14 protein-coding genes are annotated in these 14904 nt (G+C 64.9%); 9 read left to right on the forward strand and 5 right to left on the reverse strand.

Translation table 11 applies throughout. From position 1 onward, the window contains the following. Positions 1-147: 147 nt before the first annotated feature. The 5 genes from ppc to H3H51_RS11735 all read left to right on the forward strand — a co-directional run bounded on the left by ppc (position 148) and on the right by H3H51_RS11735 (position 5758). The gene (gene ppc, locus H3H51_RS11715) at positions 148-2784 is read left to right on the forward strand and encodes a phosphoenolpyruvate carboxylase (RefSeq protein WP_183089211.1); all 2637 of its coding nucleotides are present in this window, start codon (positions 148-150) and stop codon (positions 2782-2784) included. 159 nt (positions 2785-2943) lie between these two features. Continuing rightward, the gene (gene adk / locus H3H51_RS11720; protein WP_183089212.1) at positions 2944-3591 is read left to right on the forward strand and encodes an adenylate kinase; all 648 of its coding nucleotides are present in this window, start codon (positions 2944-2946) and stop codon (positions 3589-3591) included. A 198-nt stretch (positions 3592-3789) separates the two neighbouring features. Next, entirely contained in the window at positions 3790-4470 is a 681-nt protein-coding gene (tsaB, locus tag H3H51_RS11725) for a tRNA (adenosine(37)-N6)-threonylcarbamoyltransferase complex dimerization subunit type 1 TsaB (protein ID WP_183089213.1), read from the forward strand. An 83-nt stretch (positions 4471-4553) separates the two neighbouring features. Then, on the forward strand, positions 4554-4901 hold the full coding sequence (locus H3H51_RS11730; RefSeq protein ID WP_183089214.1) for a hypothetical protein: 348 nt from the start codon (positions 4554-4556) through the stop codon (positions 4899-4901). Beyond that, positions 4901-5758, forward strand: coding sequence for a DUF72 domain-containing protein (locus H3H51_RS11735; protein WP_183089215.1), 858 nt, complete (start codon positions 4901-4903; stop codon positions 5756-5758). The genes H3H51_RS11730 and H3H51_RS11735 overlap by 1 nt, the downstream gene beginning before the upstream one ends. A gap of 2 nt (positions 5759-5760) precedes the next feature. Here H3H51_RS11735 and H3H51_RS11740 read toward each other — a convergent pair whose 3' ends face one another. After that, entirely contained in the window at positions 5761-6561 is an 801-nt protein-coding gene (locus H3H51_RS11740; protein WP_183089368.1) for a hypothetical protein, read from the reverse strand. 106 nt (positions 6562-6667) lie between these two features. On the opposite strand from H3H51_RS11740, the gene H3H51_RS11745 reads away from it, so the two are divergent. The 3 genes from H3H51_RS11745 (at position 6668) to H3H51_RS11755 (ending at position 8675) form a co-directional block, all read left to right on the forward strand. Further along, complete coding sequence (locus H3H51_RS11745; RefSeq protein WP_183089216.1) at positions 6668-7450, forward strand: class I SAM-dependent methyltransferase; 783 nt, start codon at positions 6668-6670, stop codon at positions 7448-7450. 212 nt (positions 7451-7662) lie between these two features. Continuing rightward, positions 7663-8229 carry a DJ-1/PfpI family protein gene (locus tag H3H51_RS11750; RefSeq protein ID WP_183089217.1) on the forward strand — a complete coding sequence of 189 codons (567 nt, stop codon included), beginning with the start codon at positions 7663-7665 and terminating at the stop codon, positions 8227-8229. Positions 8230-8372: 143 nt separating this feature from the next. Then, positions 8373-8675 (forward strand): ribbon-helix-helix domain-containing protein, encoded by a 303-nt coding sequence (locus H3H51_RS11755; RefSeq protein WP_183089218.1) that lies wholly within the window; start codon positions 8373-8375, stop codon positions 8673-8675. A 182-nt stretch (positions 8676-8857) separates the two neighbouring features. Here H3H51_RS11755 and rhlB read toward each other — a convergent pair whose 3' ends face one another. The 4 genes from rhlB to H3H51_RS11775 form a co-directional block, all read right to left on the reverse strand. Beyond that, positions 8858-10282: an ATP-dependent RNA helicase RhlB gene (gene rhlB / locus H3H51_RS11760; RefSeq protein ID WP_328803655.1), complete on the reverse strand. Its 1425-nt coding sequence runs from the start codon at positions 10280-10282 to the stop codon at positions 8858-8860. 99 nt (positions 10283-10381) lie between these two features. Continuing rightward, positions 10382-11542 carry a dipeptidase gene (locus H3H51_RS11765; RefSeq protein ID WP_183089220.1) on the reverse strand — a complete coding sequence of 387 codons (1161 nt, stop codon included), beginning with the start codon at positions 11540-11542 and terminating at the stop codon, positions 10382-10384. Between the two features lie 81 nt (positions 11543-11623). Further along, on the reverse strand, positions 11624-12562 hold the full coding sequence (locus H3H51_RS11770; protein ID WP_183089221.1) for a GGDEF domain-containing protein: 939 nt from the start codon (positions 12560-12562) through the stop codon (positions 11624-11626). A gap of 247 nt (positions 12563-12809) precedes the next feature. Continuing rightward, positions 12810-13469 carry an alpha/beta hydrolase gene (locus H3H51_RS11775; RefSeq protein WP_183089222.1) on the reverse strand — a complete coding sequence of 220 codons (660 nt, stop codon included), beginning with the start codon at positions 13467-13469 and terminating at the stop codon, positions 12810-12812. Positions 13470-13857: 388 nt separating this feature from the next. Here H3H51_RS11775 and H3H51_RS11780 point away from each other — a divergent pair, with 388 nt between their 5' ends. Continuing rightward, on the forward strand, positions 13858-14886 hold the full coding sequence (locus H3H51_RS11780) for an amino acid ABC transporter substrate-binding protein (RefSeq protein WP_183089223.1): 1029 nt from the start codon (positions 13858-13860) through the stop codon (positions 14884-14886). Positions 14887-14904 lie beyond the last annotated feature (18 nt).

Raw genomic sequence — 14904 nt, forward strand, 5'->3', positions numbered from 1 at the left:
TGCGTGCCCAAACGGTGGATGCTTGTGGCACCCATAAGGTTCAGCGTAGCCGCTGGCGGCGCGTCTACTGCGGGCGCGTCGTGCCCTTGTAAGAAAGGGTCGCGCTGTGCAAGCTGGGGGCTCTACCTCCAGCGGGGAAGCACGGTCATGGCAGAAATCGATGCGCGTTTGCGCGAAGAAGTCCACCTGCTCGGCGAGTTGCTCGGCGACACCATTCGCACCCAGCGCGGCGAAGCCTTCGTCGACAAGATCGAGCTGATCCGCACCGGCTCCAAGGCCGGGCGCAAGGGCTCTGCCGCCGGTGAGCAGCAGTTGCGCGAGACCCTCGCCAGCCTCGCCGATGACGAGTTGCTGCCGGTGGCGCGGGCCTTCAACCAGTTCCTCAACCTGGCCAATATCGCCGAGCAATACCATCGTATTCGCCGCCGTCGCCCCGACGAGCAGGCACCGTTCGAGAACCGCGTGCTCGACGAGCTGCTGCAACGCCTCAAGGCCGATGGCCACAAGCCCGAGCACCTGGCCCGGCAACTGGGGCGGCTGGATATCGAGCTGGTGCTGACTGCGCACCCCACCGAAGTGGCGCGGCGCACGCTGATCCAGAAATACGACGCCATCGCCGCGCAACTGGCGGCGCTGGATCATACCGACCTGTCGACCGCCGAGCGCGGGCGTATCCAGGCGCAGCTGCGCCAACTGATCGCCGAGGCCTGGCATACCGAGGAAATCCGCCGCAGCCGGCCCAGCCCGGTGGATGAGGCCAAGTGGGGCTTCGCGGTGATCGAACACTCGCTATGGCAGGCCGTACCCAACTTCCTGCGTCGCGCCGACCAGGCCCTGCAAGACGCCACCGGCCTGCGCCTGCCGCTGGAGGCCGCGCCGATCCGCTTCGCCTCCTGGATGGGCGGTGACCGCGACGGCAATCCCAATGTCACTGCCCAGGTCTCGCGCGAAGTGCTGCTCCTGGCGCGCTGGATGGCCTCCGACCTGTACCTGCGCGATGTCGACCGGCTCGCGGCGGAGCTGTCCATGCAGCAGGCCAGCGATGAGCTGCGCCTGCACGTTGGCGTCCACCCGGAGCCTTACCGTGCGGTGCTCAAGCAGCTGCGCGAACGCCTGCGTGCCACCCGTACCTGGGCCGAGGCAGCGCTGGCCGAGCCGCTACCGCCGGGCCCTGAGGTGCTGCACGACAGCCGCGAGCTACTTGAGCCGCTGGAATTCTGCTACCACTCGTTGCACGCCTGTGGCATGGGTGTGATCGCCGAGGGCGCTCTGCTCGACTGTTTGCGTCGCGCGGCGACCTTCGGCCTGTTCCTGGTGCGCCTGGATATTCGTCAGGACGCTGCCCGGCATGCCGCAGCCCTAACCGAGATCACCGATTACCTGGGCCTCGGCCGCTATGACGAGTGGGACGAGGACGCCCGCACCCAGTTTCTCCTGCGCGAGCTGGATAACCGTCGGCCGCTGCTGCCGACCCACCACCGACCTTCGGCGGAGACTGCCGAGGTGCTGGCCACCTGCAAGGTGGTCGCCGGAGCGCCGGCTGCCTCGCTCGGCTCCTACGTCATCTCCATGGCGGGTGCGCCGTCCGATGTGCTGGCGGTGCAGTTGCTGCTCAAGGAGGCTGGGCTGCAGCGGCCGATTCGCGTGGTGCCGCTGTTCGAGACCCTGGCCGATCTGGACAACGCCGGCCCGGCCATCGACCGCCTGCTCGGTCTGCATGGCTACCGGGCGCGCTTGCATGGTCCGCAGGAGGTGATGATCGGCTACTCCGACTCGGCCAAGGACGCCGGTACCACGGCGGCGGCCTGGGCCCAGTACCGCGCCCAGGAGGCGCTGGTTGAGGTGTGCCGCCAGCATGATGTCGAGCTGCTGCTGTTCCACGGCCGTGGCGGCACGGTCGGTCGTGGCGGCGGTCCGGCCCATGCTGCGATCCTGTCGCAGCCGCCGGGGTCGGTGGCGGGGCGTTTCCGCACGACCGAGCAGGGCGAGATGATCCGCTTCAAGTTCGGTTTGGCGGATCTTGCCGAGCAGAACCTCAATCTTTATCTGGCTGCCGTGCTGGAGGCCACCCTGATACCGCCACCAGCCCCCGAGCCCGCCTGGCGCGCTGCGATGGAGCGCCTGGCCGAGGAGGGCGTAACGGCCTATCGCGCGGTGGTGCGCGAGCACCCGCAGTTCGTCGAATACTTCCGCCAGGCCACGCCGGAGCAGGAGCTGGGCCGTTTGCCGCTCGGCAGCCGGCCGGCCAAGCGCCGTGCCGGCGGGGTGGAGAGCCTGCGGGCGATCCCGTGGATATTCGCCTGGACCCAGACACGCCTGATGCTGCCGGCCTGGCTGGGCTGGGAAGCGGCGCTGGGCAATGCGCTGAAACGCGGCGAACAGCCGCTGCTGGAGGAGATGCGCGAGCGCTGGCCGTTCTTCCGCACGCGTATCGACATGCTGGAGATGGTCCTGGCCAAGGCCGACAGCAGCATCGCCAGCCTGTATGACGACCGTCTGGTGAGCGACGAGTTGCGACCGCTGGGGGCGCAATTGCGCGACCTATTGTCGCAGTGTTGCAGCATCGTGCTGGGTCTGACTGGTCAGTCCGAGCTGTTCGCCCATAGCCAGGAGACCCGCGAAGCGATCACCGTGCGCAACATCTACCTGGACCCGCTTCACCTGCTGCAGGCGGAGCTTCTGGCCCGTTCCAGGCAGCGCGAGAGCCTGGTGGACAGCCCTTTGGAACAGGCTTTACTGGTGAGTGTCGCGGGCATCGCGGCAGGCCTGCGCAACACCGGATGACCCCCTGCGAACTCCGACTTTCGGTGGCTTGTGCGCCAGGGGGGCGCTGTGTATCTTGGTCACCCTTTTGGCCGCTCAGTGACGCCGAAACACGAATAGTGAGATTGGCCCCATGAGGCGAATCCGACGATTTCTAGTCATTTCTTGAGGAGCACATCGATGCGCGTGATTCTGCTGGGGGCGCCCGGTGCCGGCAAAGGTACCCAGGCTGGTTTCATTACCAAAAAGTTCGGTATTCCACAGATTTCCACTGGCGACATGCTGCGTGCAGCGGTCAAGGCCGGCACAGAGCTGGGCCTGGTCGCCAAGAGCGTGATGGACAGCGGCGGTCTGGTTTCCGATGACCTGATCATCAACCTGGTCAAGGAACGCATCGCTCAGCCAGATTGCGCCAACGGTTTCCTCTTCGATGGCTTCCCGCGCACCATTCCTCAGGCTGAAGCCCTCAAGCAAGCTGGCGTGACCATCGACAACGTGGTCGAGATCGCTGTCGACGACGAAGAAATCGTCGGCCGTATCGCCGGTCGTCGTGTGCACGAGGCCAGCGGCCGCGTCTATCACATCGTCTACAACCCGCCGAAAGTCGAAGGCAAGGACGACGCCACTGGCGAAGACCTGGTTCAGCGCAAGGACGACACCGAAGAGACCGTGCGTCATCGCCTGTCGGTCTATCACTCGCAGACCAAGCCGCTGGTGGATTTCTACCAGAAGCTGGCCGCCGCCGAAGGCACCCCGAAGTACAGCGCCATTGCTGGTGTTGGCTCGGTGGACGAGATCACCGCCAAGGTACTGGCCGCTCTCAGCTGATCGGCTGCGCGTCGGCCATGCGTCGTTGGAAAAGGTCCTCGGGTGCTCATTTACTGCATGTAAACTCCGCGCCCTCGGCCCTTTCCCGCCTAGCCTGGCTCTAGCTCGCTCGATCATCGGCAAGTAGTCCAACGGCCCGCCATTGCGGGCCGTTGGCGTTTATAATGCCGCCCCTTTTCTGTTCGACCGGAAGCGCCGATGACCACCCTGCTGGCCCTGGATACCGCCACCGAAGCCTGCTCCGTCGCCCTGCTGCATAACGGCAAGGTGCTCAGCCATTACGAGGTGATCCCGCGTCTGCACGCCCAGCGTCTGCTGCCGATGATCCAGACCCTGCTGGGCGAGGCCGGCGTGGCGCTGTCTGCGCTGGACGCCATTGCCTTCGGTCGTGGCCCGGGTGCCTTCACCGGCGTGCGCATCGCCATCGGCGTGGTTCAGGGCCTGGCTTTCGCTTTGGACAAGCCGGTGCTGCCGGTCTCCAACCTGGCCATCCTGGCCCAGCGCGCCCTGCGTGAACATGGCGCCCAGCAAGTGGCCGCGGCCATCGATGCGCGCATGGACGAGGTCTACTGGGGCTGCTACCGCGCCGAACAGGGCGAGATGCGCCTGCAGGGCATCGAGGCCGTATTGCCGCCCGAGCAGGCCAGCCTGCCGCGTGGCGCGTCGGGGGAGTGGTTCGGTGCCGGTACCGGCTGGGGCACGTTCGCCGCGCGCCTGCCGCTGCAACCCAATGCCCAGGATGGTGCGATGCTGCCGCATGCCCAGGACCTGCTGAGCCTGGCGACCTTCGCCTGGGCCCGTGGCGAAGGCCTACCCGCCGACGACGCGCAACCGGTCTACCTGCGTGACAAGGTGGCCACGCCCAAGGCGGCGCCATAGCCTTCTGTCTGGCCGCAGCTGGGGCAATTGCCAAGTGCCCCCGGCGCCGCTAAATTGCCACCACGCACCCCGAGTAGTAGTTGATGCGCATCGATGGTTTTTCCTCCGCTTATTCGCTGGAACGCAGCCCCCGCCCGGGCAGCGCGGCGACGCCTTTGCGCGAAGTACAGCGCGAAGTCGAAGAGCGTCGGGACCAACCCACCAGCCCATCCAGCAGTCAGGGCTTCGAACAGGCCGCCCAGGCGCGCCGGGTGCAGGCCAGCAGTGCCGGCAGCGATAGCCTGCCTGCGCGCACCCAGGGCAACTACAGCGAGCAGCAGCGCGGCCTTAGTGCCCGGGCCAATCAGGCGCTGGCCGCCTATGGCAACACGGCCAGCTACACCTTTGATCGCGACGCTAGCGAAGTCCTCGGCCTCGACCTGTTCGCCTGATGTTGCCGTATTACCTCGGCTGCCCGTCCTGGAGCGAGCCGGCCTGGCGTTCCAGCCTGTACCCAGACTCCACCCGCAGTAGCGATTTCCTGCCGCTGTATGCCGGCATTTTCAATGCGGTGGAAGGCAATACCACCTTTTATGCCCGCCCCTCGGCGCAGACCGTGGAGCGTTGGGCCGCGCTGATGCCGGCCGACTTTCGCTTTTGCGCCAAGTTGCCGCGCGATATCAGCCACAGCGCCGACCTGCGCGAACAGTTGGCTAACGCCGAGGCATTCGTTGACCTGCTCAAGCCATTGGGTGCGCGTTGTACGCCGCTGTGGCTGCAGCTGCCTGCCAGTTTCGGCCCGCAGCGCCTCGGCGAGTTGCAGGTTTTCCTCGAGGAGCTGGCGCTGAACCTGGGAGTTGAGGTGCGGCATCCGGCGTTCTTCGCCAAGGGCGAGGAGGAGCGGGCGCTCAATCGGCTGCTGCGTGATCGGCAGGTGGAGCGCATCTGCCTGGATTCACGCGCGCTGTTCAGTTGCCAGTCGAGCGACCCGGCGGTGCTTCACGCGCAGTCGAAGAAACCCCGCCTGCCACCTCGGCCGACAGCGTTCACCGAGCAGCCGCAGGTGCGTTTCATCGGCCATCCCGAGCTGGAGGCGAACGACGCCTTCATGCGCCCGTGGCTGGACAAGGTGGCGGATTGGATCGAACAGGGCCTGCGCCCCATGGTGTTCCTGCATACCCCGGACAACATCCGCGCGCCCGAGCTGGCGCTGCGTTTTCACCGGCAACTGGCTGAACGGCTACCTGGCTTGCCGGCGCTGGAGTTACCGGAGCTGCCGGCGGAAGTGGAGCAGTTGGGCCTGCTCTGAGGTCAGTGCTTGGCCAGCAGCAGATCGGCGGCCTGGCCGCTGCGCCCGTCCTGGAACTGGAACTGGCCCAGCTGGGCAATCTGGTCATAGGCACCCAGCGCCTGTTTGACGTCGCGTGCCTGCAGCTCGATGGCGCTGACGCCGGCATCGCTCAGGCTCTGCACCTGCTGTTGGCCATCGGCGGTGAAGCGCAGCAGGCGCAGGCGCTCGAATACCACGTCCTGGGCATCGATACGGCCATCGCTGTTGTCGTCGTACTTGGCCAGTTCGGCGAAGCCGTTGGCCGCGCCATTCTGGTCGCCGAACAGCTCGCTGCCGTCGTCGATACGGCCATTGCCGTTGCGGTCGAGGGCGAGCAGGGCGTCGTCGCCGCTTGGCGCGCTGATGCGGTCGCTGCGGCCATCGGCATCCAGATCGAACTGCACGGCATCACCGAGGCCGCGGGTGCTGAAGCCGTTGCCGGCCAGGTCGAGCACCAATGGGTCGACCTGCTCGGGTTGCGGTTTGGCCGTGACGTTAAGCTCCAGCTCGCGCTGCTCCAATACCTGCTGGAAACTGGCGGCTTGGGCGCTGGCGTCGACCACGGCGGTGCTGGCGCTGCTGCTGGTATTGGACTGCTGGCTGGCCTGGCTGATTTCGGCGGCGGCTTCACCGGGCAACGGCGTCTCGCTGTCGGGCATCAGGGTGCGGCGCAGGATCTGGTAGTCCAGCGAGTCGCGCACGCCGGCATCCAGTTCCTGTTCCAGGTTGCTGCTGTGGCGGGAGGAGGAGGGGCTGTGTGGGGCGGATAGGGCATCTAACATGATCAACTCGGTGCGGTCTCGATGGACCGCGTCTGGCAGAATACGGGTTGATTGGGTTATCGGCCGCAGGCCACCCGGATTGAACATTTTTTGAGCACTTTTCCAGATGACCGACGAGCGGCCTATCACCACCATCCGAGTCGAGGCCCTGGCCCCGCAGCATGCCGCCGTCGCCGCCCAGTGGGCCGAGCGTCTGGGGCTGCCACTGCAGGGCGAGGCGGAGTTTGCCTTGCAACTGGGCGAGGAGGGCCTGCAGCTGGCCGAGTTGGGCCCGCAGGCACCGGGGCCAGTACGGGTCGATTTCGTCGAGGGCGCGGTGGCCCATCGCCGCCTGTATGGCGGCGGCAGCGGGCAGATGATCGCCAAGGCGGTCGGCGTGCAGTCCGGGGTGCGGCCGAGCGTGCTGGACGCCACCGCCGGCCTCGGTCGCGATGCCTTCGTGCTGGCCAGCCTGGGTTGCAGCATGACCCTGATCGAGCGCCAACCGATCATTGCTGCCCTGCTCGAAGATGGCCTGCAACGTGCCGTCCGCGATGCTGAGGTGGCGGCCATCGCCACGCAGATGCGCCTGCTGACCGGCAACGCTATCGAGCTGATGGGCCAGTGGCAGGGCGAGCCGCCGCAGGTGATCTACCTCGACCCGATGTTCCCGCACCGCGACAAGAGCGCCCTGGTGAAGAAGGAAATGCGCCTGTTCCGCCCGCTGGTCGGTGACGACATGGACGCCCCGGCGCTGCTCGCTGCAGCCTTGGCCCTGGCCAGCCACCGGGTGGTGGTCAAGCGCCCACGCAAGGCGCCGATCATCGAGGGGGCCAAGCCCAGCTATGCGCTGGAGGGCAAGTCCAGTCGCTATGACATCTACCCGAAGAAAGCCCTCAGAACCAGTTAACGATCTTCTGACTCGCGGCCATACGGCGTTAAAAACGGCCTCGGAATGCTCATTTACAATTTGTAAACTCCGCTTCCTCGGCCGTTTTTGCCTTGTCTGGCTCTAATTCAGAAGATCGTAAACAGGTTCTCAAGTAGTAGCCGCGTATTACCCGTGCAGCGCAGGGCGGGTCCAGACTGGTCGCACCTGTCACTACCGCTGGAGATGCTGCGATGACTGCCAAGAACCTATTGATGCTGGTCGGCGACTACGTCGAAGACTACGAGACCATGGTGCCGTTTCAGGCCCTGCAGATGGTCGGCCACACCGTGCATGCGGTGTGCCCGGACAAGAAGGCTGGCGACACGGTGCGCACCGCGATTCATGACTTCGAAGGCGACCAGACCTACAGCGAGAAGCCGGGGCACAACTTCGTCCTGAACTTCGCTTTCGATCAGGTGCGGGCTGAGGACTACCACGGGCTGGTGATTCCCGGTGGCCGCGCGCCGGAGTATCTGCGCCTGAACGAGCAGGTGATCAAGCTGGTGCAGGCCTTCGCTGCCGCCGGCAAGCCGATCGCCGCTGTATGCCACGGCCCGCAGCTGCTGGCTGCTGCCGGCGTACTCGAAGGCCGTTCCTGCAGCGCCTACCCGGCCTGCGCGCCGGAAGTGCGTCTGGCTGGCGGCACCTTCGTCGACCTTCCGGTGGACGGTGCCCATGTCGACGGCAATCTGGTCACCGCTCCGGCTTGGCCGGCGCATCCGGCCTGGTTGGCGGCTTTTCTGAAAGTACTGGGTTAATTCACGGTGTGAGAGTCTAGCGAGCTAGAGTCAGGCAAGGCGACGTGGGGCGAAGGGGCGGAGTTTACGTCTGTAAATGAGCAACCTGAGCCCCGCGTCAACGCGGCCTGGCCGACGCGCAGCAGATTCGGGAGGGGAACAAGATGTGCGAGTTGTATGTAAAGGCCGACCCGATCCTCTACGAATCGCGTTCGCGCTCGCTGCGCATTCGTGGGGTGGTCACCACCCTGCGCCTGGAAAACCAGTTCTGGGACATTCTCAGCGAGATTGCGGCGGTTGACGGCATGACCACCAACCAGCTGATCACCAAACTCTATGACGAGGTGATGGATTACCGTGGCGAGGTGGTCAACTTCGCCTCGTTCCTGCGGGTCAGCTGCACGCGCTTCCTCAGCCAGGCGCCGCAACGCTCCGCGGAGGTGCTCAGTCTGGTGGCGAAGGCCTGACGGTAGGATGGGTGGGCGGCCTGGACATCGGCTTCGCCGTAGGGCGGGTGCAACCCGCGACACTGGCAACGCGGGTTCCACCCGCCCTACACCCTGACCTGTAGGAGCCAGCTGGCTCCTACAAAGGAAGTGCTCAGATAGCAAAAGGCCGGCGATTAGCCGGCCTTTTTCGTTGCTGCGGATCAGTGCTTGTGCGGCACCGGCTTGAGCAGCTCTTCCGGTGGCATTTCGCAGGTGATCTTGCGCCCCAGCAGCTCTTCGATCGGCGGCAGGGCGTAGGCGTCGTCTTCGCTGGCGAAGCTGATCGAGGTGCCACTGGCACCGGCGCGGCCGGTACGGCCGATGCGGTGCACGTAATCGTCCGGCACATCGGGCAGGGTGAAGTTGATCACGTGGCTGATGCCGTCGACGTGGATGCCGCGGCCGGCCACGTCGGTGGCGACCATCACGCGGATCTTGCCTTCGCGGAAGCCTTCCAGGGTCTTGATCCGCTTGTGCTGCGGCACGTCGCCGGACATCTGCGCGGCGCTGACGCCGTCGCGGATCAGCTTCTCTTCGATGCGCCGTACTTCGTCGCGGCGGTTGGCGAAGACCATTACCCGCGTCCAGTCGTTCTGCATCACCAGGTTGTACAGCAGACGGTACTTGTCCTTGCTCGACACGGCGTAGACGTGCTGCTCGACGGTGTCGCTGGCAACGTTGACCGACTCGATCTCGACGATGGCCGGGTCGACCGTCCACTGCCGCGCCAGGTTCATCACGTCTTCGGTGAAGGTGGCGGAGAACAGCAGGGTCTGGCGCTCGCCCTTCATCGGGGTCTGGCGGATGATCTGGCGGACCTGCGGGATGAAGCCCATGTCGAGCATGCGGTCGGCTTCGTCGAGAACCATCACTTCGACCATGTCCAGGTGCACTTCGCCGCGCTGGTTGAAGTCCAGCAGGCGGCCGGGAGTGGCCACCAGGATGTCGCAGTAGCGTGATTCGAGCTGCTTGAGCTGCTTGTCGAAGTCCATGCCACCGACAAACTGCATGACGTTGAGGCCGGTGTACTTGGTCAGGTTGGCGGCGTCGCTGGCGATCTGCACCACCAGTTCACGGGTCGGCGCGATGATCAGTGCGCGCGGTTCACCCATGTAGCGCTCTTTCGGCGGCGGCGTTTGCAGCAGCTGGGTGATGGTCGAGACCAGGAACGCAGCGGTCTTGCCGGTACCGGTCTGGGCGCGGCCGATGGCGTCTTTACCCTTGAGGGTATGGCCGAGAACCTGGGCCTGGATCGGCGTGCAATACGGGAAGCCGAGATCGTGGATCGCGTGCATCAGCTCGGGGGCGAGACGGAAGTCGTGGAAGCGCGTCTTGCCTTCCTGCGGCTCGACCGCGAAGTCTTCCAGTTTCCAGGTATCCACCGGTTTCGCCGGGCGCTCGCGGCGCGGTTTGTCGGCGCGTGCTTTCTTCGGCTCTTGGCCGGTTTGGCTGGCGGCTGCACTGGATGCAGTGGCAGGCGCCTGGGGCGCGGTTTCTTGCTGGGGAGCGGCTGGGGTGGTGGGAGAGGCCGTTACGGGCTGCTCGCTTTCGCCCTTGCTGAACATATTCTTGAGTGCTTTGAGCACGGTCATCTCGTATTGGTTAAGGAATGAACGCCGGCCAGTGTAAAGCAAGAAGCCCCAGTGGCGAAGTGCCGCAGGGGCTTCGGTGCTGCTAAGGCGGATTCAGCGCGGCAGACTGGCCAGCAGCAGGCGCTGGACGTTGCCGCCCATGATCGCGGCGATCTCGCCGCGCTTGAAGCCGGCGCGCTGCAGGCCCTCGGTGAGCTGGGCCAGGCCGCTGGTGTCGAAGGGGGCGTGCACGGTGCCATCGAAGTCGGAGCCGAGGGCCACATGCTCGACGCCAACCTTGTCGGCGGCATAACGGATGGCGCGCACGATGGCACCCACCGAGGTGTCGCACACGGCAGCGTCCCAGTAGCCGATGCCGATCAGCCCGCCGGTAGCGGCGATGCGCTTGAGGTGATCGTCACTCAGGTTGCGCGTGCCGGGGCAGGTGCCGGCGACGCCGGTGTGCGAGACCAGTAGCGGCCGTGTGGCGATGGCCAGCACATCATCGATCAGCGGCTTGGAGGCGTGGGCCAGGTCGATCAGCATGCCTTTCTGTTCCAGGCGCGCGACCACGTCGCGGCCGAAGGGGGTGATGCCGCCTTTTTGCAGGCCGTGGGCCGAGCCCCCCAGTTCGTTATCGAAGAAGTGGGTCAGGCCGGTGATGCGGAAACCGGCGTCATACAGGCGATCGACGTTTTCCAGCTTGCCTTCCAGCGGGTGCAGGCCCTCGGTGGCGAGCACGGCGGCCAGGCGTTGCGGGTCCTGTTGCCAGGCGCCGATGAATGTCTCCAGGTCACCGCGAGTGCGTACTAGGACCATCCGCCCGTGGCTGTCGTCTGCCGCTTTCTGCAGTTTCTGGCCCTGGTACAGGGCGCGTTCGAGCAGGCTGTTCCATGTCGCCCGCGGCCAGCGCTGGGCCATGATCAGCAGGGTGATGTTGTCGCTGTCGGCGCCGTTGCTCTCGTAGTTGAGGCCGCGCGGGGTCTTGGTCACGGTAGCGAACACCTGCAGGCCGACGTGACCTTCGAGCAGGCGCGGCAGGTCGGCGTGGCCATAGTTGTGGCGCGCCAGCAGGTCGCGCTGCCAGAGCAGGGCATCGTCGTGCAGGTCGGCGACGAACAGGGTCTGGTGCAGCTTCTCGGCGGATTCGCTAGCCGGGTAGGGCGCGGGCGTGGCGACGGTGTTCATGCGGCGATCGATCAGGCTGGGCAGGCTGAAGAAAACCGCCGCAGCGATGACGACGAGGGCGAACAGAGCGAGCAGGAGTTTGCGCATGGGTGCCATCCGGGCGTTTTGTTTTTATGCGCCGACTCTAGCAAGTCGAGAGGGGAGGTGTGCGACCCGAGCTAGGGCATTTCAGCCAACCAGGCGATTGCGACCCTGCTGCTTGGCGCTATACAGCGCGGAGTCGGCCCGTGCGATCAGCGCCTCCAGGCTGTCCTTGGGCTGCATCTGGGCCAGGCCGATGGAGACGGTGACGCCGGGCAGCACGCCAACCGGTGAATAGAAGGAGCTGACCTGTTCCAGGCTCTGGCGCAGGCGTTCGCCAATGCTGCGGCCTTCGACTTCGTCGATCTCGGGAAGCAGGATGACGAACTCTTCGCCGCCGTAGCGGGCCATGCTGTCCTTGGGGCGCAGCTGGTTGCGCAGGGTGTGCGCGACCAGGCACAGGGCGTAGTCGCCGGCCAGGTGGCCGTGCTGGTCGTTGTAGGGTTTGAAATGGTCGACATCGAGCATGAGCATGCACAACGGCTGGTCGTTGAAGGCGCAGCGCGTGCTTTCACGCTCGAATACGTGCTCCAGCCAGCGCCGGTTGAAGCAGCCGGTGAGGGTGTCGACGTTGGCGTTCTGTTCGCTGTCGAGGATGATCCGATTGCCCTGGCGGACCCGGTCGCAAAGCAGCTCCAGCAGGTTCTGCATCAGTTGTGGCGACTGGTTGAACAGCTTGACCAGGGACTCGCGGTGCAGGCGCAGGACCAGCGAAGGCTGGCTGGCGACCACGTAGGCGGAGGGGTGATCGTTGTCGATGAAACTGATCTCACCGGCGCATTCGCCACTGAGCAGGGTACTGACCGGCTGGTTTTCCAGGGAGCCGAGATAGACCTTCAGCTCGCCATCGAGCAGCAGGTAGAGGTACTGGTTGCGGTTGAACGGGGAGAGCAGGACTTCGCCGGTTTCCAATTCGCAGGCACGAAACTCCCTGAGCAGCTGATCGATGCTGCTGGCGGCGACATTTTGGAACAGTCGCAATCGGCTGATCTGTTGCAGATCCTGCTGCCAGTGCGCGTTTTTCATCGCGTGGGTTGATCCCCTGGCTTGCTGCTCAATGCGGGTGACATCGCAACACTCTCCATGTCGTCTGGCGAACACCTTGAGGCGACCTTATGCCTCGCGTGATTACCGAAGCAATCCTTGGGCCGAGGCTGGCCGACCGGCGGTCGTGGAGAGTGGCATGGCCTGCTTTGTTATGCCGTGAAGTTGACGATAGAGCCTTCACTTAGCGCGTGATGGCACCGAACTGGCGGTGCCTTGACGCGTCTATTCAGCGGTTCAGGCGCTGGGTCAGCCAGTCGCCGATGGCCTGGATCTCCTCCATCAGCACCTCGTGGCCCATCGGGTATTCACGCCACTCCACCGGCACGCCCTGGGCTTGCAGGGCTTCGAAGGCGGCGCGGCCCATGGCCGGCAGTACCACGTCATCGTGGCTGCCATGCAGGCAGAGGGTTGGGAGGCTCTTCTGCGCGGCGGCCAGTTGCAGGTCATCGCCGAAGGTTGGCGCATAGGTGGACAGTGCCAGTACGCCGCCGAGCGGGCCCTGCCAGCGCAGGAAGGCGGTATGCAGCACCACCGCGCCACCCTGGGAGAAACCGGCGAGGAAGATCCGCGCCGGGTCGATGCCACTGTCACGCTGGGCTTCGATCAGGCCGATCACGGTCTGCGCCGAGGCTTCCAGCTGATCGCGGTTGATCGCACGGGCCGGGCTCATGGCCAGGATGTCGTACCAACTGGGCATGGCCCAGCCGCCATTGATGGTCACCGCCTGGGTCGGCGCCTGCGGCAGGATGAAGCGGGTGCTGCGCAGGCTTTTCTGCAGGGCTTCGGCCACCGGCTGGAAATCGTAACGGTCGGCCCCCAGGCCGTGTAACCAGATGACGCATGCGTCGGCACTTTGTGTGGGGTCGAGGATCAGAACTTCACTCATGTCGAGCTCCAGGGTTGGGCGTTCGCCTTGTTTTGGTGCGCGCCAATTTTAAGGGAGGGTTGAATTGCTTAAGAAGATGTCGCAACAGGAAAACTTTTGCTCTTGACCGTTCGCTAACGCGATTCGAATGGCGAGGTGGTACGCGCTTTGCTGTAGGCATTGGGTCCGGCGGGGGCCGCCAGTGGCGGATATGCCGGACACATGCTGCGTCTCAAGCCCGTATTACCTACGGCATGTGGTGAGTTCGCCGGTCCCCGGATCGGCATCTAGACTCACTTCAGGTTCGCACCCCGGTTGATCCTGCCATGGTGGCGGGATCGAACGTGCCTCACAAGGGTACGGCGGCAGGACCGCGACTCCGATCCAACAAGAACATTTGGAGGTTTTGATGAAGATGGTGAAATCCACCCTGGCAATTCTGACCACGGCAACAGTTCTGGGCGTCAGTGGCTTTGCCCACGCCGGCGCTACCCTGGATGCAGTGAAGAAGAAAGGCTACGTACAGTGCGGTATCAGTGATGGCTTGCCAGGTTTCTCCTACGCCGACGCCAAGGGTAACTACCTGGGGATCGACGTGGACGTCTGCCGTGCCGTGGCCGCCGCGGTATTCGGCGATGCCTCCAAAGTGAAATTCAGCCCGCTGACCGCCAAGGAGCGCTTCACCGCGCTGCAATCGGGCGAAGTCGACATGCTTTCGCGCAACACCACCTGGACCAGCTCGCGTGACGCGGCCATGGGCCTGAACTTCACCGGCGTGACCTACTACGACGGCCAAGGCTTCCTGGTGAACAAGAAACTGGGCGTTTCCAGCGCCAAGGAACTGGACGGCGCCACCGTGTGCATCCAGGCCGGTACCACCACCGAGCTGAACCTCTCCGACTACTTCCGTGCCAACAGCCTGAAGTACACCCCGATCACCTACGACACTTCCGACGAAAGCGCCAAGTCGCTGGAATCCGGTCGTTGCGACGTGCTCACCTCCGACCAGTCGCAGCTCTACGCCCAGCGCATCAAGCTGGCCGCGCCGGACGACTACGTGGTGCTGCCGGAAGTGATCTCCAAGGAGCCGCTCGGCCCATCCGTGCGCCAGGGTGACGAAGAGTGGTTCGACATCGTGCGCTGGAGCCTCTACGCACAGCTGAACGCCGAAGAGCTGGGTGTGACCTCGGCCAACGTGGTGGAAATGGCCAAGTCCACCAAGAACCCCGACATCGCCCGCCTGCTGGGCGCCGAGGGTGATTTCGGCAAAGACCTGAAACTGCCGAAGGACTGGGCGGTGCAGATCGTCAAGCAAGTCGGTAACTACGGTGAAATCTTCGATCGCAACGTCGGTGCCGGCAGCGACCTGAAGATCGAGCGTGGTCTCAACGCCCTGTGGAACAAAGGTGGCATGCAGTACGCACCGCCGGTGCGCTGATCCATCGAGCCCTCGCCC

Source organism: Aquipseudomonas ullengensis (assembly GCF_014174475.1).
GTDB lineage: Bacteria > Pseudomonadota > Gammaproteobacteria > Pseudomonadales > Pseudomonadaceae > Aquipseudomonas > Aquipseudomonas ullengensis.